Below are 18,672 nucleotides of genomic sequence, written 5' to 3'. Positions count from 1 at the left end.
TGGCCTTGAAAACTACCTATTTGCCCACGCTTTATTTCCCCAGGCTCAAAGCGAGCGCCATCGTTATCGCCGCTGCCCTGGCCGTCGTCGCGCCAGGTGCGCATGCCCAGTCCACCACCGGCAGCATCTTCGGTCAGGTCCCCGCCGGCAACGGCGAATCCGTGCAGATCAAGGGTTCGACCGGCATCACCCGCGTGGTCAACGTGGATAACCGCGGGCGCTACGTGGCTTCCGAACTGCCGGTCGGTACCTATACCGTATCGCTGCTGCGCGATGGCAACGTGGTCGATTCACGCGCGGACGTAAGCTTGCGCGTCGGTACCGGCACGGAAGTTTCCTTTCAAGCGCCCGAAACCAAGGATCTGGGTGGCGTATCGGTCAATGCGACCGCTATCCCGCCGATCGACGTGACCAGCGTCGACTCGCGTACCGTGGTGACCTCGCAGGAACTGGCGCGCCTGCCACTCGGCCGCTCAGCCGAAGCCATCGCGCTGCTGGCGCCTGGCGTGGTGAACAACAGCGGCGGGTATACCGGCCGCACCGGGCAATCGTTGGTCAGTTTCGGCGGGTCCGCGGCCAGCGAGAATGCCTACTACATCAACGGATTCAACACGACCGATCCGCAACGCGGCCTGGGCGGTATCACGCTGCCGTATGGCGCGATCGATCAGCAGGAAATCTATACCGGCGGCTATAGCGCGCAGTACGGTCGCTCCGATGGCGGCGTCATCAACATGGTCGGCAAGCGCGGAACGAACGAATGGCATTTTGGCGCACAGGTGCTGTGGGAGCCGGAATTTGCGCGCGCCGACGGCACCGATACGTTCTATACGCAAGGCCTGCCCGCTTCGCCGGTAGCGGGCAATCTTTATGCGCCCAACAGCAAGAATCGCCAATGGACCACCACCTACGACGCCTATGTCGGTGGCCCGCTGATCAAGGACAAGCTGTTTCTGTTTCTTGCCGCCGAAGCGTCACGGCAGGATGGCACCACCGTAAACAACGTGTCCAAAGCGCAGCCGTATGTGAGCTACCACGACACTCTGCCCAAGTGGTACGGCAAGCTCGACTGGAACATTACCGATAGCAACATTCTCGAGCTGACCGGTGCGTCGAACAAAGAGCGCACATCGGGCAGCGTCTACGGCTACAACTACAACACGCTTCAGCGCGGCAACTTCATCAACTACGCCGACAACATCAAGACGGGCGGCGATCTCTATACAGCCAAGTTCACCAGCTACATCACCGATGCGCTGACCTTCAGCGCCACCTACGGCAAGATGAACAACGTCAACTATGACGCACCGGGTGGTTATGACGGCAGCCTCACGTATCTGGCCGATATCCAGAACCAGAACCCCGCCTTGAACGGCGGTACGTCGATCGGCAATCGGCAGATTACGCAGTCGCTGTACAACCCCGATCGCCACGACACCAGCAACAATCTGCGCGTCGACCTGACTTACCAACTCGGCGCGCACATGATCTCGGTCGGCCTGGACAACCAGAACTCGCGTGCGATCGCGCAAGGTAGCCAGACCTCGGGCCCCGGCTATTACTGGGACTACGCCTATACGACAACGCCCGGCGTCGCCTTGATTCCCAACCTTGGCGTTGGTGCGCCGGCTAACTATCCCAATGGCGGTTCGGGCTACTACGCGATCCAGTACGTCAACAGCTCGATCGCCAGCGTGCGCTCGGCACAGCGCGCGCAGTACATCGAAGACAAATGGCAGCTCAACGATCGCTGGCTGCTGTCGCTGGGCCTGCGCAACGATCAGTTCACCGACTACAACGCCGACGCGCAGTCGTATATCCGCCAGACGCGGCCGCAATGGGCCCCGCGACTGGGCTTCAGCTGGGACGTCAATGGCGATGCCAGCTTCAAGGTCTACGGCAATGCCGGTCGTTATTACCTTGGCCTGCCCTTGAATCCGGCACTCAACGCCGCGGGCGCATACGTGGCCACGCAGCAGTATTTCACTTACTCGGGTATCGCGGCGGACGGTACGCCGACTGGTTTGACGCCGTTCTCCAATGCGGTCTCGCCGAACAATACCTATGGCGTCCTACCCGATCCCAAGACGGTAACCGCACAGAACCTCAAGCCCGAATACCAGGACGAGTTCATCCTCGGCTTCACCAAGTCGATCGACAGCCAATGGGTCTATGGCGCCAAGCTGACGCAACGTGTCTTGCGCAGCGGCATCGACGACTACTGCGATGTGCCGACGATCGAAAACAAGGCGGCGGCCCTGGGCTACAACGTCAAGGCAACCAATAGCTGCTACCTGATCAATCCCGGCCGCGCCAACACGTTTACCGTCGTTGATAACACCGGCGCGTACCGTAACGTTACGCTGAGCAATGTCGAGATGGGCTTCCCGACGCTCAAGCGCAAGTATTACGGACTCGAAGCCTTTCTCGAACATCCCTTCGACGGCACCTGGTACGGCAAGATCGATTACGTTTTCTCGCGCAGCTACGGCGACACCGAAGGACAGTTACGCTCGGATATCCAGCAGACGGCGGCATCGACCAGCATCGACTGGGACTTCCCAGCGCTGATGTCCTCCAGCAACGGTGCGCAGAGCAACGACCACACACACCAGATCAAACTGTTCGGCTACTACCAGATCACACCGGAATGGCAGGTCTCTGGAAACATCCAGCTGGTCTCCGGCAATCCGCGCAATTGCCTTGGCTATTACGGCCCGCAACAGACCGACCCGGATGGCTACGGCAGTTTCTATCACTGGTGCGGCGGCCAACCGTCGCCGCCGGGGACGCATCGCCTGCCGTGGAACAAGCAGGTGGATCTGGGCGGCACCTATCGCCCGGCATTCGGCGAAGGCAAGCTGGCGTTTTCGTTGAACATCTTCAATGTGTTCAACTCGCAGACGATTCTCAATGCGTATCCGTTCTACCAGATTTCGCCTGGGACACCGGATCCGTTGTATGGCTCGGCCGTTGAGCGTCAGCAGCCGCGCTATGTGCGGTTGAGTGCGAGTTACGATTATTGAGGTGTTCGTGCAGGAGCGCCCCCTCACCCCAACCCTCTCCCCCGGCATAGCCAGGGGAGAGGGGGCTCACTGAGGGAGCCTCAATGTTTCGCACTTGCCTGGCCTGACTCCCTCTCCCCTGGCTATGCCGGGGGAGAGGGTTGGGGTGAGGGGGGCTTTTCAACGCGCCTCAAACCATTCGATGTGTATCGGAGTGTATGAACCTCCTACAGCGATACATTTCGATGCCTTTTCGCAGCACCCAAGACACATCCGAGATAAGTCGAAGCGGCCTACTAAGCATGCCGGCCGCAGTGGTGGCCACTTATCGACGGAAAACCAAACATGAAAAGCACTAAGCACATGACAACGGCCCGAGCCTTACTTATCGGCGCCGCAATGATAGCCAGCACATTGACGACCCTTCATGCCCAGTCCGCAAACGTCAACCAGCAATATTCACCGCCTGCAGATACTCAACACGCCACGGAAAGCCGGCCGGATTGGAACGTGGACTATCCATCCCAACTCGGCCCGCAAGGCATCATCACGTCCGATGCGGGTGCCGATGCGAAGCCTCAGCATAAAAATCACAAAGATAGTTCACAAACGCGCTCACCTTTGGACTGACCAGACGCCTCGATGCGTGCAGCACCCAGGCTTCGACATGCCCTTCCTTCGCGGTGCCCCAACTGACTAGTTCACCGCTGGCCAGCTCGTCGATAAGGACGGAACGCGGCAGCAGGGCCGCCCCCGCGCCGGCACGCACGGCATCGCGGATCAGCAGCGGTGTGGAGAACCACATGATGCCGCGGGGATGAAAGCTGAGGTCCCTGCGGCCGTCCGAGACATTCCAGACGGCCGGCTCGGGCATGCCGGCTCGCAATATCGCCGGAACGGTTTCCGCAGCGCGCTTGCCGGTCGCCTGCCTGGGTTTGTGCAGGGATGCGGACGCAACAACGACCAATGGCGCCTTGAGAAAGCAACGACCGACCAGGTTTTCGTCGCGCCGTGGATTGACGCGGATGACGATGTCGTAGCCGTCCTCGACCAGATCGGTAAAGCGATCTTCCGCTATCACTTCCAACTGCACCTCGGGATAGGCCGCCGCAAACCCCGCGGCGACGCGGCCCATCGCCGAATGCGCAAAGAAGACGGGCGCGCTTACGCGCAATCGCCCGCGTGCACGCCCCGGACCCGCGCTGACATCCTGGCCGACTTCGGCGATTTCTCCGAGCAGGCTTTCCGTACGTGCATGCAATAGCGCGCCTTCATCGGTAAGCCGAAGCGAATGCGAACCGCGTTCAATCAGGCGCACGCCAAGGCTTTCCTCCAGCTCGCGCACGCGCCGGGACAAGGTGGCCTTGGGCTGGCCGGTGGCGCGACTGGCGCGGCCAAAACCACCGTGCGTGGCGACCAGATTGAAAAGCGAGAGCGCCGACAGATCCATGAGGTGGTTCCATATATGAGACGACCCGTCCCGATCTTAGCGTCTATGCACCACCGGTGAAACGCCTAGCATGGGCGTCAAGGGACAGCACACCGCCTCAGGAACGAACGATCGCGGTTGTGGGATGCCCCATTCATACGCTTTCTCAGGAGAACTCTCATGACCATTCTCGTTACAGGTAGCACCGGTACGATCGGCTCCCAGGTGATCGCGAAACTTGCCGCCAGCGGCGCCGAGGTGCGCGCGCTCACTCGCTCGCCGGAAAAGGCGCACTTTCCGCAAGGCGTCACTGCGGTCAAAGGCGACTTGATGGATGTCGAGGCGATGCGTGCGGCATTGCAAGGCGTCAGCAGCCTGTTTCTGCTGGTGCCCAACGGCTCTGACGAACTGACCCAGGCGATCAATACGCTTAGCCTCGCTCGCGAAGCCGGTGTACGCGGCATCGTCTATCTTTCGGTGACGCGTAGCGATGTCTACACGGACGTCCCGCATTTCACTGCCAAGCATGCCGTCGAACGCATGATCGAGCAGCTCGATTTGCCTGCCACCGTCTTGCGTCCGTCGTATTTCTTTCAGAACGACCTCACGTTGAAGGGCCCGTTGCTCGGTGCCGGCCTGTATGTGTCGCCCATCGGTGGCAAAGGTGTGTCGATGATCGATACCGGCGATATCGCCGACGCGGCAGTGAAAGAGCTGTTGCGTCGCGCACAGGCCGATGTGCCGCTGCCGCGTGAGCTCTACGAACTGGTTGGCCCCGATAGCCTGAATGGCGCGACGCTTGCTCAGATATGGACCGAGGCGCTTTCAAGCCCCGTGCGTTACCTCGGCGACGATCTCGATGCGTTCGAGAAGCAGCTGGCGACGGTGGCGCCAAGCTGGAAGGCTTACGACCTGCGACTGATGATGCGCCGGTATCAACAAGACGGTGCGGCAGGCAGCGCTGCCGATATTCAGCGATTGACTGCATTGCTTGGGCGGGCGCCGCGCTCCTATCGCGATTTTGCGATCGAAACCGCGCAAAGCTGGCAGAACTGAGCGCCATAGCCATCCACGCCTGATGTTCCGACGCAGTTGCTCGATCCATTCGGGCAACTGCTCGGAACAATGGAAGCTTATTCACGCCAAGCCTGCTAAGGTCCGCGCCATGTCAGCGCGCTCCCCCCGCAAGCCCCTTAAGCTCGCCCATCCCTGGCTGGCCTGGTGGAACGTCGGCATCCGTACCGCCGACATGATGATCGCTTCGGGCGAAGTCATCGCTCGACGCAGCCATTGGATGGGCAGCATGGGAGCTAATCCATCGGCATCGGATCAGCGTGAGCTGCAGCGCATGGTGGGAGAGAAACTCGATGCCGCGCAGGATTCTCTGCTGGCCATCTCCATCATGACGGGCGATGCGTATTGGTCGGCCACGATGCGGTGGATCAAACAGCCGGGCTGGACCATGCATGGCCAGTTCGACGGCGCCGCCATGGCGCAGGCGGCATCCGGCGCATGGGGCGACGCGGCACGGATCGTCGATGCAGGCATGAAACCCTTTGGCGAACGCGCCAAGAGCAACGCCAAGCGCTTGCGCAAGCGAAAACCGCCAGGCTGAAGGCGGAGTGTTTTCTAAGTCCCTGCCACGCATCGAATAACATCGGCATAACGGCCAAGCGAGGAGTCTGGGGGATACGTCGGGCCACTATCGCTTGCTCGACGCCTCAGACAGCACATCCATCTCATGCCTCTGAGTTGCCTGCAAAGGGCGATCCTTCATAGAGGCAAGCTTATGACCCGACCGCCGAAGTCGCTGACGCTCGAAACCATCCACTCGATCTATCAGGGGCCGTCGCTGGGCAAGCCCAGCGAGAAAGCTGTGTATGTCCCCATTGGCCATATGCGGCGCGATCCTTCTCATCCGGGTACGCCACCGCCGCGTCCGCTGCCGCCCAATTCGCGGCGCCCACGCTAAGTCGATTACGGGCGCCCCGCCTCTTGGCGGATCGCCGCGGCTGGCGTTGCATCTGCTTCATTTGAAAGCACGATCGAACCAGATCGTGCGAGGGGGCTGCATGTCCACCGTCTTGGTCGAAGTTTGGGCGGACGGCCCGAACCTGCTGGGTCTATGGCGAGGATAGTGGCGTCTCACGCTCGACGGTTCCACCGTGCCGGGGCGCTTCGGTTCCACCCCGTGGCACGACAGTGCTGTCGCCGCGATCGATGAGGCGGCATCGCTGGGCAAGTCGGACAAACGCAATGTGCCGAGCGCCGATGCCTCTCCCAGCAGACACTAGCCGGCACCAACCTTCGGATAGAGGACATCCGTGATATGAATGACGACTACACGTTCCTGCCACTCGCCGAAGCGCTGCCGCGCGACCTGCACGCGCTTTCGCGATGGTACGCGCACCCCGTACAGGTCACCCAGGAACGCTTCCTGGCCAGCCTGGTTGCCGATTCGGAACGTTTTGCAGAACGTGCGCGCCAGGAACCGCCGTTGCCGGACAATGTCGTGCGCCTTTCGACCTATCGGTTGAAGAAAAAAGGCAGCTGATCGCTCGGAAAAATCGCCGCGCAAGGCGTATGGTGGAGGGCATGGTTTTGCCCGGGCAACGCCTTGGCATGCCCTGATCACCCAGACAACGAGCCATGTATGCCGAAGACCCGAGAGACGATCGAAAAAGATCTGGTTCACCTCGACGCCAGCGTCGTCGTGCTGCTCAAGGAATATCCCGACAAGCCGGAATTCTGGATGGAGTTTTCCGGCCTGGCTGGCAACCTGCTGGAAGGTGCAAGCAGTGACGACCGCGGCTGGGTCGGCAAGCGCATCGAGGCGATCCTGCAGCGCCGCGGCGCCGGGCTCCCGCCTGAAAACCTGTTGTCGCTTGTCGCGGGTTAACCGCCAAGCGTTCGAGCCATTCGCCAACGTGCAGAAGGTTTGCAGCCGGTGCCCTTCGGCACGCAGTCGCTGCCCGCTTACCCGGCTTGAGGCTCCCGGCTGCAAGCCTTCTGCACGTCGAAACGCTATTTGATCAGGCGGTGCGAAAACCCGGCGGTGATCGATGATGGCGAGGACGACATCGCTCGCCGGCGCCCGAGACAGACGCATAGATAAAGCGCACTCAAGGCGATACCACGCCACATGTTGGCGTCACCGCCATCGGCGTGCAGCAATTCGAAGAGTGCCAACAGAAACAGATCAGCCGCCGCAATGAATCCAATACTGCGCATACCCGTGTAGGAGCCTTGTAGGATCGCCATACCGATATGATGAAGCGGGGCGGCATAAAGATGCGCTATCGCAAAACGGCCTGCATCGTATAAATCGCGTAAATAGTTTTTTACGGCAACTGGCCCAAAACGCACCGGGGACGGCGCAACCGCCGTCCCCTTTTATGCAAGTACCGCTATCAGGCTGCCAGCGCTTCGCCGAACAGCTTGGCCAGCGCCTGGTGATGACGCTCGGCCGCCTCGACATTGAATGCCGGGTGATCGGGCACGGCAAAACCATGGTGCGCGCCGGCATAGGTTTCGACGATGTGCTCGACGCCCGCGACGCTAAGCGCCTTTCCGAGTTCGGCCTTCTGCGCGTCGGTGAAGTGTGCGTCTTCCACCGCACCTGCGACATAGACGCGACCGGTGATGCCCTTGACGAAGAGGTGCGGGCTGTCGGGTTGGTCCGTCGCCAGGCCGCCGCCATGGAACGATGCGATGGCGGCGAATGCGTCTTTGTATTCGCCCGCGACCGTCAGTGCGACGTTGCCGCCCATGCAGTAGCCGGTGCCACCAAAACGCTCACCCTTGACCTCCGGACGTCCCTTCAGAAACTCGATGAAGGCCGCGCTATCGGATACTTTGCGGTCACGGCTGAGGGTGCCGATCATGCGGATCAGATTTTCCAGCTGCTTGGGATCGGCGAACACCTCGGCCGGCACCATCTGCTCGTAGCCGCCCTCGCGGTAGTAGAGATCCGGCAACAGCACCACATAGCCGGTATCCGCCAGCTGCTGGGCCATGTCCCACAGCGCCGGGCGAATGCCCAGGCCGTCCATATAGAAAACGACAGCAGGCCACGGGCCGGTGCCGGCTGGCGTGAACAACGAGGCCGGGCAGTTTCCATCGCGGGTCTTGATAACAACGTCGGTACGGGACATCGGCGGCATCTCCGGGGATTGGGGAAAATGCCGCATTATAGATATATGAGGCTATCCTCATACAACAGCAAGAGCTTGCGGCCCGCCGGGAAGCTGCCGGATACGTATTAATGCAGCGGCATGACGCAATGAAGACTGGCGCAGATCACTCGCAACAGCGCCATTTCTTCGGGCGTGATCTTGTCGTCGGCGCGGATCGCGCGGACCAGACTCTGGATGAAGATGTCCTTGGCCGCCGGCATCAAGCCGTCGAGTTCACCCAGCGCGCGATCCAGGGCCAGCTGCCAGTCCAGGGGCGGTGTTTGCCAGGCTTGCGCGTTACCCGGAAAGGCGTCGGCCATCGCCAGCAGCCATGCACGCCGTGCAGCCGCATCGTCGCTACTGCCATGCGCGGCGACGATGGCGATGACGAACGAAGCACTCGCGATACATGCGGGTAGTTTCTTTTGACCATCGACAGGAGCACTGCGCGGATGCAGGGCTTCGGACAACTGCAAGCGCATCAACCGCGCCAGGCAGTAATCTTCCAGACCGACCTGACTGTTGGTTCGCGTGACGGTTTCCAACGTATCCAGAAAGGTCTGCAAGCGCCCCTCCGGCAACTGCTTGAGTACCGGGAAAGACAAGGCAAGCAGGCTCATGCGCTTGCCGGGCGCGAGACTTTTCACCTGCTCCGCCAATCCGGCAACGGCGTATTGCATGTCATCGCCGAACGCACTGGCGATCGAGCGACGCTGCGTCGCTGCCAACGCGTCCTGTGGCGACAGGACGATAGCGAACATGAGCGCCAGCGCCGACTCCGATTGCTTGGTCGCCTGGATCAGGGCCGACGATGAGGCCGGTGAAACGGCGGCCGCCGCACTCGCCCCACCGCCACCAAGCTCGGTAATCAAAGGCGCGGCGACGACCGCGGCACCCGGCGTGAACGGTATCGGGTTCGAAGGCGATGCCGTTGCCTCGGGCTCGCGCTCCAACGCTCGGGCACGCGCGGCCTCTGCGTCCTGCATCGCGCTGAAAATCGTTTCCAGCTCGGATTCGCGAAAACTCGGATCGAGGCTGCGGATGCGCTTCATCAACGGCGGATGCGTGGCATACAAGCCGTCAAAGAATCCCGGCGCATCGGATTCGCCAAACAGCATGTGCGCGACTTCGTGGCGATTGGCGGCCTGCAGGCGCGAACCATCGCCCAGGGCCGCGATCTTTTTCAACGCACCGGCAATGCCCTGAGTCTGCCGTGTGAACTGCACTGCCGAGACGTCCGCCAGCGATTCGCGCGAACGGGCTACCGAGGCTTGGATCAACCGGCCGAAGAAATAACCGATATAGCCGACGGCAAGCAGCGCCAGGCCGATCACCCAGACCCGACCGTCCGAACCGCGGCGACCGAAACGGACATTGCCGAAATTAAGTAGCTGCCTGCCGATCACCGCCAAGGCCATGATGCCAAACAGCAAACCGATCAAGCGAATGTTGAGCCGCATATCGCCATTGAGCACATGGCTGAACTCATGCGCGATCACGCCCTGCAGTTCGTCACGGGTGAGATTGTCCAGGCAGCCTTGCGTCACGCAGACAGCCGCGTCCGACACCGAGTAGCCCGCGGCAAATGCATTGATGCCCGGCTCGTCCTGCATCAGGTAGATGTCCGGCACCGGCGAGCCCGATGCGATGGCTACCTCTTCGATCACATTGCGCAACAGACGCAGCTGCGGGTCGTGCGTGTCAGGCGAAACGCGCACCGCGCCCATGCTCTCGGCAACCGCCTTGCCGCCGCTCGAAAGACTCATGATGCGATACATCGCGCAACCGCCAATCACCAGCAGCATGCCGATTGTAGTCAGTGGCAGCAGCCTGCGACTTGCCCAGCCCGTATGGGCCAGACCGTGGCGCGCCATCATGACCCAGACCACCATATCCACCGTAACGACGATCGCCACCACGGCCAGCACGAACAGCAACACCATGCGACGGCTGCTGCCGCGCACGCGCGCTTGTTGAGCGAAGAAATCCATCGCGTTTCCCCAGGGCGGCCGTCACGCGTCAGCGCGACGGCCAGGTCGATCAGCTGAAGGAAACCTTGGGGGCTTCGCGTGCCGCCGGATTCTCAAGGGCGAGCGGCTCGGCCGGCTGAAAGCTGAAACTGTTGGCGACGAACGAACCCGGAAAGACCTCGCGCCGGTTGTTGTACGTCATGACAGCATCGTTGTACGCCTGACGCGCAAACGCGACGCGATTCTCGGTCGATGTCAGCTCTTCGGAGAGCTGCATCATCGTCTGATTGGCCTTCAGGTCCGGATACGATTCGCTCAATGCGAACAGCCGGCCCAGGCTCTGCGTCAACGCGTTTTCGCTACCGGCAAGCTGCTGCATCGCCGAGGGATCGCCCGGATTAGCCTTGGCGCCGGACAGATCGGTAACCGCCGTATTGCGCGCCTTCACCACCGCTTCCAGCGTGTCGCGCTCGTGCGCCAGATAGGCCTTGGCGGTCTCGACCAGGTTGGGAATCAGATCGTGGCGACGCGTCAGCTGCACGTCGATCTGTGCAAACGCATTCTTGTAGCCGTTACGTGATGTCACCAGGCCGTTATAGAGCGCTACGACATAAAAAATGATCGCAACGATGATGACCAGAAAAATAACCAATCCCATGGAAGTCCCCCTGATGACGCATGCTGCGCCAGACGGGGCGGAGGATAGCATGGGGGTTTGGAGGGGCGACGGGGCGAGGAGTGAGTGGAGAGGAGCGAGTGTCGAGTGGGAAAGGCTTTCGCGAGCACCCAGCCCCCTCACCCCAACCCTCTCCCCCGGCGAAGCCAGGGGAGAGGGAGCAAAGGCTCGCAGTGTTGAAGGTTCGCCTCAGTCAGTCCCCTCTCCCCTGGCTTCGCCGGGGGAGAGGGCTAGAGCCTGCCCCGGACTTGATCCGGGGGTGAGGGGGCACGCTTTAAGTCCTCACCGCCACGACACCTCGCGCACAGACTCGGCTTACCTCAGAAGCGCAGGAAGTGCCCCCTGACGATTCGAATAGTCGGCCGGGCCGCCCGAACACTCAGGCGAGAACGAGGCCGTCACGTCAAAAGCTTCTCCACTCAGAACACCATATTAAGCGCCACAGCCGGCGTAACCGTCGTAGTCACACGACGCCCTCCAAAAATAACGCGAGTGCCGAGCAAAACCCCAATATTGGGCGACCAGTTGTACTCAATCGCAGGCGCAATACCAAACGCCGACTGCGAACCAGAACTGGCACGAAAAGGCGTCGGATAGGAAAGGCCATTGACATTCGTCATGTCGTAACCGGAGACGTGCGTGCTACTGCTATGCGCATACGTGAGATCAAGCGCTAACACCCACGACCGCACCACGCTGTACTCCCAAGCCAAATCCACATTGAACGCATTACCCGGCCGCGCCCGCCCACGAAAGTCGCGCCCCGTCCCATAAACACTCACCCCATCGACATCCGCATAACCGGAAACGGTCTGCGCAAGATTAAGCCGCATACGCAAAATGCGACCATTCGGCATCCAGAAATAAGTCTGCGCGTTGAACTGCAACGTCGTGGCGTAAACGCCACTACCCAGCCCGTTATTCGGGTTACTGCCAAGACGATCGTAAGCGCCAGTCGGCAACGTTTCCTGTATTTCGATAGCAGTCGTCGGCACCCAGCTACCGGGTTCGAACTGCGTCAACCGGTATTGCGCCTGCACACTGAAGTCGCCCAACAGGATATGCGAACTGTTGGGACTGCCACCGCCCGTGTTGAAGCCAATCACCGGAATCAGACCGACGGAGAGTCGATCCGTCAGCCCATACAGAACATACGCGCGCGAGCCATAACTATCCGCACGCGTGGAATGGACGTCGTAAAGATAGGGCTCGATCAGCCAGTGCCCTTGCGGCAAGGTCGACGCCGAATTGGCCAGCATCGGGCCGGTCCACCAGGCATCGTCCATGGCCTGGCGCGACGCCGGCGACGACGGTTCGAGCGCTGGTGTATCGACTGTCTGGGCCGATACCACCGTCACGCAGGTAAAGCAGGCAAACGCGCAAGCGAGCCGAAGCAGGGGCCACACCATCAGTTGCTCTCTCAACCTGTCCTAAGCGGGTCGCTAAAAACTAGGTGACATGGTGGTCCATCGACATAGCCACTTTGCTAGCATCGGGCATGACCACTTGGGGATGATCGCATGACACGAGTATCCGCCAGTTTTCTGCCGCCTGTCGCGCTGGACCGGCGCAGTGGCATACCGATGCATCGGCAATTATCGGAATGGTTCCGCCACGCCATTATCGGCGGGCAATTGCGGCCCGGACAGCGCGTGCCGTCGACGCGTAGCCTGGCCAAGGAACTGAAAATCTCCCGCCTGCCGGTACTGAGCGCCTATGAACAGCTTTTTGCCGAGGGCTATCTGGAGACCTTTACCGGTGCCGGCACCTGTGTCGCGCAATCGATCCCCGGCGGCCTCACCGCCTCCATGGATGCGAAGGCACCCGAGCCTGCTCAATCGGCGGCACCGCGACCCGTTTCCCGTCTTGCCACTTCGATGCAGGAACCACCGCCACCCTGGCTGGCCAACCAGGGGGCTTTTCGCGTGGGGCTACCGGCGCTCGATCATTTTCCCCGCGAGATCTGGTCGAAACTGGTGAATCGCCATGCGCGCCGCATGCCTACGCAACTGATGACCTATGGCGATCCGATCGGCTACCTGCCGTTTCGCGAAGCCATCGCGCAATACCTCGGCACCGTGCGTGGTGTCCGTTGCGATGCCTCGCAGATTCTGGTGACCACCGGCTCTCAGCAAGGCCTGGTCATTTCCGCGTTGGCCCTGCTGGAGCCCAAGGCACGCGTCTGGATGGAAGAGCCCGGTTATCCGGGCGCACGCCAGGCCTTGCAGTCAGTGGGCGCGCAGATCGTCCCGGTACCCGTCGATGACGAGGGACTCGATATCGCCGAAGGCATACGACGCAGCCGCAACGCACGCGCGGCCTACATATCGCCATCGCACCAGTTTCCGCTTGGCGTCACCATGAGCGCCACGCGACGCATCCAGTTGTTGAACTGGGCCGCACGCAGCGGCGCATGGATCATCGAGGACGACTACGACAGCGAATACCGCCTGGCCGGCCATCCCATCGCCTCCCTGCAGGGGCTCGATACCGATGCACGCGTGATCTATGTCGGCACCTTCAGCAAGGTGGTGTTTCCTGCCCTGCGGCTGGGCTATGTGGTAGTGCCAAGAGACGTCATGCCGGCCTTCCTGAGCGTGCGCAATGGCATGGATACGTTCTCGTCCACGCTCTATCAGCTGGTGATGACCGACTTTATCCGCGAGGGGCATTTCGCCCGACATATCCGGCGCATGCGCGCGCTCTACATGGAGCGCCGCGCCGCACTACTCGAGTCGATCGAGACGCATATGCACGGCCGGCTCGACATCATCGGCGCGGAAGCCGGCATGCAACTTGTCGCCCTACTCCCCTCCGGCATCGACGATGTCGCCATTTCTCGCGCGGCTGCGCAACAAGGTGTGTCAGTAAGACCGCTGTCGATGTGCTATGCCGACCCGCCCGCGCGCGGCGGGCTTATCTTCGGCTACGGCGGCGCCAGCGTACGCGAGATTCGCGAAAGCATCCGCAAGCTCAAGAGCTGTCTTTGAAGGACATCGTGACCGCGCGCCCTTGGCTTGCGGTCGAACCGCCACCATGCATGAACCCTCACTCTCATAGCCAACGTCATGCGTATCGAACCTGTTACCCACCTGGATCTCGGCTCGATACAGACGCTGGTATTCGCCGGCGGCGGCAATCGCTGCTGGTGGCAGGCCGGCGCGGTGACCTATTGGCAAGAACGCGGCTGGACATTGCCGCCGACCTTGATCGGCACCAGCGCGGGTGCCGCCGTGGCTACCGCCTGCCTGAGCCAGCGCGTGCCGATGGCGCTCAACGGGTGCATCGGTTTATTCGATACCACTTCGCGCATCTTCGACTGGCGCGGCCTTGCCCGGCTCAAGCTCAGTTTTGCGCACCAACGCGTCTATCCCGCGTGGCTCTCGTCTTTCATCGACGATGCCGGCTTTGACGGCTTGCGCCAGGCACCAAACCGATTGCGCGTGGCCTTTACGCGACCGGCGCGCTTGCTCGGTCTTGGCGGCTCGCTCGCCGCGGGCACACTCGCCTATATGGTCGATCGCTATCTGGCCAAGCGCTTGCATCCACGATTACCGCGATGGCTGGGGCTGCATTACGAGTTCATCGACCTGCAGCAATGCGACGACCTGGCCGCAGCCAAGAACCTGCTGGTCAGCGCCGCGGCCGCGCCGCCTTTTCTCTCGGCCCAACGTATCGACGGGCGGCACGCCATCGACGGCGGCTATGCCGACAACGCACCAATTCCGGAGCAGAGCTTGCCGGAGAAAACCTCGACGCTGGTATTGCTGACTCGCCATTACCCGAAACTCCCAACACTGTTCCGCTTCAACGACCGCCATTACTGGCAGCCGAGCCAGCGCGTTCCAGTATCGACCTGGGACTGCACGGCACGGGCTACCGTGCGCGACGCTTTTAGCCTGGGCCAGCAGGATGCGCTGAGTTTGCGCATGCATATCGCGTTGCCATAAGACAGCAGCGAGAACCGGTCAGGAAAGAGCGCTCTCTCGAATCTGCTCCCATTCGAGATCAAAGCGGGCGAGATACTTGCGCAGTCGATCGGCATCGTTGGTGCTGGCGCGCTGCTGCCTGGATACAGCAAACAGTTCGCGCCCAGCCTGCGAGAGCGACTTCGATTTCGCACATACTCGTACAACCTCTTCCAACTGCACGCGATCGAAGCGGTCCAGCGCGGCAACACGTTCGCCCAGTAGTGCCTCCAATGGCGAGGGTTCGCCACCGCTACGCCATTGGCGGGTCAGGCGCTCGACCTCCTCGTCGACCAGTTCGGTCTGGATGCGGCCCGCCTTCGCAAGCGTCGCCATACGCATGACCGACGCGCCCAGATCGCGGAAATTTCCGCTCCAGCGCGCCTCGACACTTGTAGCAAAAGAAAGAAAACGAGCGCGCGCCTCGCGGTTGAAGGTGACGCGCTGATGTTGTTCGCGCGACCAGCGCTCCAGCTCGAAATCGAGATTGGGCTCGATGTCTTCCACACGCTCGGCCAGGCCTGGCAGACGGTATGTCCAAAGATTCAGACGCGCGAGCAGGTCCTCGCGAAACCGGCCCTGCCCGACCGCTTCGTGCAGATCCCTGTTGGTACCGGCGATCAACTGGAAATCGCTTTCCACTTCCTTGTCGCTGCCCACCGGCAGAAAGCGTTTTTCTTCCAGCGCTCGCAACAACATCGCCTGCTCATCGAGACCCAGTTCGCCGATCTCGTCGAGAAAAAGCAGTCCCTGGTGAGCCGAACGCAACAAGCCAGCCCGATCGCTGGTCGCGCCGGTGTAGGCGCCCCGGGTGTGACCGAACAACGTGCTCATGGCGCCGTCGCCGCGCAAGGTAGCGCAATTGACCTCGACGAATCGGCCCGGTAGTTGATGCTTGAGCTTCTTCAGTTCGAACACGCGCTTGGCGAGCTGGCTTTTGCCGGCACCGGTCGGCCCCATCAGCAGCATCGGCGCTTTCGAACGGGTCGCGACCGTTTCGATCTGCTCGATCATGCGATTGAATGCCCGATTGCGCGTGGCGATGCCGCTCTTGAGCAGGTTGCGGTCGGTCAGCTGCTGCTGTTCGAAGCGCTGCGCGATGCGGTCGTAACGTGAAAGATCGAGATCGATCACTGCAAAGCTGCCTTCCACGCCCTCCTGTTTGCGCGGCGGCGACGTCTGCAGCAGTTGGCCTGGAAAGATTCGGCTTTCGGTCAGCAGGAACCAGCAGATCTGCGCAACGTGCGTGCCCGTCGTGATGTGAACGTAGTAGTCCTCTTCATCTGGGCGAAAATCGTACGCGCGCAAAAAATCATGCAGCGTCGCGTACACGCCTTCGAAATCCCACGGATCGGACAGGTAGGTATCGTGATGGCTCACCTGCGTTTCTGGCGACACCTGTGCAATGTCTTCGGTAACTGCCTTGGCAAGCTTGCCGTAGCGACGCGCATCGAACAGCAGATCCAGCCGGTCGAGCAGGAAGTCTTCATGCATCCCCAGCGACACCGTCGGGCGCCAGCGCTCCCAGCGAGCCGTACCCGAACCCGCGTCGATCTGGGTACCCAGCATGCCGATGACCACCCGTCGCTTCATTTATCTGATCCGATATATAACTAGCTAAAATTATATACTTTTTCCATTTCGCTCTAGCTAGATTCAGCGGCCAATTTTCAATTAATTGCCTAAATATCAAATAGGTATACATAACTCGCCTACGTTGGCACGCCACTTGCCCTATCCAGCTCAAGTCCAACTGGAATGCGCAACATGGCCAATATCACTCTGTTCAACTCCCATCGCGGCGCCCACGTCCCGGCGACCGATGCACGCAACGAAGCTGGCGGCGCTGCCTATGTGCGCCATCCGGAATCGGCACTGGCACTGTATGCCGCCACCGGCTGCCTCAACGGCACTTTCTATGCGAGCGCCGAGGAACAGCTCGACTATGTACTGAAGCTGGGTAGCGAGGTATCGGCGCAATTTGTGGCCAAGACGGCGGTCTATGCCCGTCAGCGCGGCCATATGAAAGACATGCCGGCATTGCTGTTGGCCATGTTGACCATGCGCGACGCCAAAACGCTCGAAGCGGCTTTTCCGCACGTCGTCGACAACGGGCGCATGTTGCGTAACTTCGTGCAGATCGTGCGCAGCGGCCGCATCGGCCGTAAGTCGCTGGGCTCGCTACCCAAGCGTCTGGTGCGGACGTGGCTTGAGAATGCCTCGATAGAGCAGCTTCTCGCCGCGGCGATCGGCTCGAAGCCCTCCCTGGGCGATGTGATCAAGATGGTTCATCCCAAGCCGGCCGACGCCGAGCGCGCCGCACTCTACGCATGGCTGATCGGCAAGTCGTACGACGAAGCCGCATTGCCGGAGAAGGTGCGTGCGTTTGAACGCTTCAAGCGCTCGCCGCACGCGTCGATACCGGCGCTACCGTTCCAGTACTTCACGTCGCTGCCGCTGGATGTGAAGCACTGGACCCAATTGGCCCACGCCTCGTCATGGCAGACCTTGCGCATGAACCTCAACACGTTTGCCCGCCACGGAGTATTCGACAACCAGCGTACCGCTTTGAAAATCGCCGAGCGCCTGCGTGACCCGGCCGAAATCCGCAAAGCGCGCGTGATGCCTTACCAGCTGTTGACCGCCTATTACGCGGCCAGCCAGACGATGCCGGCGTCGATCGTCGATGCGCTGCAGGACGCCATGGAAGTGGCGACCCGCCAGGTACCGTCGTTAGATGGAAACGTGGTCGTTGCGGTCGACGTATCCGGCTCGATGGGATCGCCTGTAACCGGCTACCGCAAGGGCTCGACCACGGTGGCGCGTTGCGTCGACGTGGCCGCACTGATCGCCGCCTGCATTCAGCGCAATCATCGTGCGGCGCGGATCATGCCGTTCGACACCCAGGTGCGCGACTTGCGCCTGAACGCTCGCGACAGCGTGATGACGCAGGCAAAGCAGCTGGCGTCGTTGTGTGGTGGCGGTACGGCGGTAAGCGCTCCGCTGGTCCAGCTCAACAAGGAAAAGGCCAAGGTGGATCTGCTGGTACTGGTCTCCGACAACGAAAGTTGGCGCGACACCCGCGCAGGCGGTGCCACCGCGACAATGCAGCAATGGGCGGCGATCAAGGCGCGCTGTCCCGACGCTCGCATGATCTGCATCGACCTGCAGCCGAACGCGACCAGCCAGACGGTCGAGTCGCCGGATGTGCTGCACGTCGGCGGCTTCAGCGACGCGGTGTTCGATTTACTGGCGGTGTTTGCGGCACAAGGTGGTGGCGCCACCCGCTGGGTGGAGCGGATCGCATCGATGTCGCTTTGAATCCGGTACAGGGATGTGCCGTGGGACGATCCCGGAGGGCCGGGTCGTTCGTTGCCTCAAGGCCAGGAGGCTGCGGGGCGGGAGGGGCCGGCGGGCAATGGGGCCTGCCGGATGGAGATGGGCAACGG

At 61.4% G+C, this 18,672-nt stretch carries 16 protein-coding genes; 9 read left to right on the top strand and 7 right to left on the bottom strand.

What is annotated here, in order from left to right; translation table 11 throughout:
- The first annotated feature begins 5 nt into the window (after nucleotides 1-5).
- Nucleotides 6-3,026, top strand: a complete 3,021-nt coding sequence (locus ACZ6WW_RS11825; protein WP_465274356.1) for a TonB-dependent receptor — start codon at nucleotides 6-8, stop codon at nucleotides 3,024-3,026.
- Nucleotides 3,027-3,552: 526 nt separating this feature from the next.
- Here ACZ6WW_RS11825 and ACZ6WW_RS11820 read toward each other — a convergent pair.
- Nucleotides 3,553-4,455, bottom strand: a complete 903-nt coding sequence (locus ACZ6WW_RS11820; protein WP_465274355.1) for a LysR family transcriptional regulator — start codon at nucleotides 4,453-4,455, stop codon at nucleotides 3,553-3,555.
- Between the two features lie 159 nt (nucleotides 4,456-4,614).
- Between ACZ6WW_RS11820 and ACZ6WW_RS11815 the strand changes: the two genes are divergently transcribed.
- The 5 genes from ACZ6WW_RS11815 to ACZ6WW_RS11795 all read left to right on the top strand — a co-directional run bounded on the left by ACZ6WW_RS11815 (nucleotide 4,615) and on the right by ACZ6WW_RS11795 (nucleotide 7,333).
- Nucleotides 4,615-5,490: an SDR family oxidoreductase gene (locus ACZ6WW_RS11815; RefSeq protein ID WP_465274354.1), complete on the top strand. Its 876-nt coding sequence runs from the start codon at nucleotides 4,615-4,617 to the stop codon at nucleotides 5,488-5,490.
- A 109-nt stretch (nucleotides 5,491-5,599) separates the two neighbouring features.
- On the top strand, nucleotides 5,600-6,049 hold the full coding sequence (locus ACZ6WW_RS11810) for a hypothetical protein (protein WP_465274353.1): 450 nt from the start codon (nucleotides 5,600-5,602) through the stop codon (nucleotides 6,047-6,049).
- 174 nt (nucleotides 6,050-6,223) lie between these two features.
- Nucleotides 6,224-6,406, top strand: coding sequence for a hypothetical protein (locus tag ACZ6WW_RS11805; RefSeq protein ID WP_281850983.1), 183 nt, complete (start codon nucleotides 6,224-6,226; stop codon nucleotides 6,404-6,406).
- A 357-nt stretch (nucleotides 6,407-6,763) separates the two neighbouring features.
- Nucleotides 6,764-6,988 (top strand): hypothetical protein, encoded by a 225-nt coding sequence (locus tag ACZ6WW_RS11800; RefSeq protein ID WP_465274352.1) that lies wholly within the window; start codon nucleotides 6,764-6,766, stop codon nucleotides 6,986-6,988.
- A 99-nt stretch (nucleotides 6,989-7,087) separates the two neighbouring features.
- Nucleotides 7,088-7,333 carry a hypothetical protein gene (locus tag ACZ6WW_RS11795; RefSeq protein ID WP_281850987.1) on the top strand — a complete coding sequence of 82 codons (246 nt, stop codon included), beginning with the start codon at nucleotides 7,088-7,090 and terminating at the stop codon, nucleotides 7,331-7,333.
- A 125-nt stretch (nucleotides 7,334-7,458) separates the two neighbouring features.
- Here the strand turns inward: ACZ6WW_RS11795 and ACZ6WW_RS11790 are convergent, their stop codons facing one another.
- The 5 genes from ACZ6WW_RS11790 to ACZ6WW_RS11770 form a co-directional block, all read right to left on the bottom strand.
- Nucleotides 7,459-7,695, bottom strand: a complete 237-nt coding sequence (locus ACZ6WW_RS11790) for a hypothetical protein (protein ID WP_465274351.1) — start codon at nucleotides 7,693-7,695, stop codon at nucleotides 7,459-7,461.
- Nucleotides 7,696-7,844: 149 nt separating this feature from the next.
- On the bottom strand, nucleotides 7,845-8,588 hold the full coding sequence (locus ACZ6WW_RS11785) for a dienelactone hydrolase family protein (protein ID WP_465274350.1): 744 nt from the start codon (nucleotides 8,586-8,588) through the stop codon (nucleotides 7,845-7,847).
- Between the two features lie 107 nt (nucleotides 8,589-8,695).
- A complete protein-coding gene (locus ACZ6WW_RS11780) occupies nucleotides 8,696-10,600 on the bottom strand; it encodes a M48 family metallopeptidase (protein ID WP_465274349.1) in 1,905 nt (634 codons plus the stop codon).
- Between the two features lie 49 nt (nucleotides 10,601-10,649).
- Nucleotides 10,650-11,237 (bottom strand): LemA family protein, encoded by a 588-nt coding sequence (locus ACZ6WW_RS11775; protein ID WP_281850991.1) that lies wholly within the window; start codon nucleotides 11,235-11,237, stop codon nucleotides 10,650-10,652.
- Nucleotides 11,238-11,674: 437 nt separating this feature from the next.
- The gene (locus tag ACZ6WW_RS11770) at nucleotides 11,675-12,664 is read right to left on the bottom strand and encodes a transporter family protein (protein ID WP_465274348.1); all 990 of its coding nucleotides are present in this window, start codon (nucleotides 12,662-12,664) and stop codon (nucleotides 11,675-11,677) included.
- Between the two features lie 111 nt (nucleotides 12,665-12,775).
- On the opposite strand from ACZ6WW_RS11770, the gene pdxR reads away from it, so the two are divergent.
- Together pdxR and ACZ6WW_RS11760 are read left to right on the top strand one after the other, a co-directional pair.
- Entirely contained in the window at nucleotides 12,776-14,245 is a 1,470-nt protein-coding gene (gene pdxR, locus ACZ6WW_RS11765) for a MocR-like pyridoxine biosynthesis transcription factor PdxR (protein ID WP_465274347.1), read from the top strand.
- Nucleotides 14,246-14,323: 78 nt separating this feature from the next.
- The gene (locus tag ACZ6WW_RS11760; protein WP_465274346.1) at nucleotides 14,324-15,205 is read left to right on the top strand and encodes a patatin-like phospholipase family protein; all 882 of its coding nucleotides are present in this window, start codon (nucleotides 14,324-14,326) and stop codon (nucleotides 15,203-15,205) included.
- A gap of 18 nt (nucleotides 15,206-15,223) precedes the next feature.
- Here ACZ6WW_RS11760 and rtcR read toward each other — a convergent pair whose 3' ends face one another.
- On the bottom strand, nucleotides 15,224-16,816 hold the full coding sequence (gene rtcR, locus ACZ6WW_RS11755) for an RNA repair transcriptional activator RtcR (RefSeq protein WP_465274345.1): 1,593 nt from the start codon (nucleotides 16,814-16,816) through the stop codon (nucleotides 15,224-15,226).
- 174 nt (nucleotides 16,817-16,990) lie between these two features.
- Between rtcR and ACZ6WW_RS11750 the strand changes: the two genes are divergently transcribed.
- Nucleotides 16,991-18,544 (top strand): RNA-binding protein, encoded by a 1,554-nt coding sequence (locus tag ACZ6WW_RS11750; protein ID WP_465274344.1) that lies wholly within the window; start codon nucleotides 16,991-16,993, stop codon nucleotides 18,542-18,544.
- Nucleotides 18,545-18,672 lie beyond the last annotated feature (128 nt).

Source organism: Dyella sp. NPDC103356 (assembly GCF_055584465.1).
The sequence above is the reverse complement of the archived record's forward strand: the minus strand, read 5'-3'. Positions and strand labels throughout refer to the sequence as shown.

Excerpts from the sequence above, each read along its gene's own strand:
- ACZ6WW_RS11820 (WP_465274355.1), bottom strand. The coding sequence starts at position 4,455 with ATGGATCTGTCGGCGCTCTCGCTTTTCAATCTGGTCGCCACGCACGGT.
- ACZ6WW_RS11785 (WP_465274350.1), bottom strand. The coding sequence starts at position 8,588 with ATGTCCCGTACCGACGTTGTTATCAAGACCCGCGATGGAAACTGCCCG.
- ACZ6WW_RS11790 (WP_465274351.1), bottom strand. The coding sequence starts at position 7,695 with ATGGCGATCCTACAAGGCTCCTACACGGGTATGCGCAGTATTGGATTC.
- ACZ6WW_RS11780 (WP_465274349.1), bottom strand. The coding sequence starts at position 10,600 with ATGGATTTCTTCGCTCAACAAGCGCGCGTGCGCGGCAGCAGCCGTCGC.
- ACZ6WW_RS11815 (WP_465274354.1), top strand. The coding sequence starts at position 4,615 with ATGACCATTCTCGTTACAGGTAGCACCGGTACGATCGGCTCCCAGGTG.
- ACZ6WW_RS11750 (WP_465274344.1), top strand. The coding sequence starts at position 16,991 with ATGGCCAATATCACTCTGTTCAACTCCCATCGCGGCGCCCACGTCCCG.
- pdxR (WP_465274347.1), top strand. The coding sequence starts at position 12,776 with ATGACACGAGTATCCGCCAGTTTTCTGCCGCCTGTCGCGCTGGACCGG.
- ACZ6WW_RS11795 (WP_281850987.1), top strand. The coding sequence starts at position 7,088 with ATGCCGAAGACCCGAGAGACGATCGAAAAAGATCTGGTTCACCTCGAC.
- ACZ6WW_RS11800 (WP_465274352.1), top strand. The coding sequence starts at position 6,764 with ATGAATGACGACTACACGTTCCTGCCACTCGCCGAAGCGCTGCCGCGC.
- ACZ6WW_RS11805 (WP_281850983.1), top strand. The coding sequence starts at position 6,224 with ATGACCCGACCGCCGAAGTCGCTGACGCTCGAAACCATCCACTCGATC.
- rtcR (WP_465274345.1), bottom strand. The coding sequence starts at position 16,816 with ATGAAGCGACGGGTGGTCATCGGCATGCTGGGTACCCAGATCGACGCG.
- ACZ6WW_RS11810 (WP_465274353.1), top strand. The coding sequence starts at position 5,600 with ATGTCAGCGCGCTCCCCCCGCAAGCCCCTTAAGCTCGCCCATCCCTGG.
- ACZ6WW_RS11770 (WP_465274348.1), bottom strand. The coding sequence starts at position 12,664 with ATGGTGTGGCCCCTGCTTCGGCTCGCTTGCGCGTTTGCCTGCTTTACC.
- ACZ6WW_RS11775 (WP_281850991.1), bottom strand. The coding sequence starts at position 11,237 with ATGGGATTGGTTATTTTTCTGGTCATCATCGTTGCGATCATTTTTTAT.
- ACZ6WW_RS11760 (WP_465274346.1), top strand. The coding sequence starts at position 14,324 with ATGCGTATCGAACCTGTTACCCACCTGGATCTCGGCTCGATACAGACG.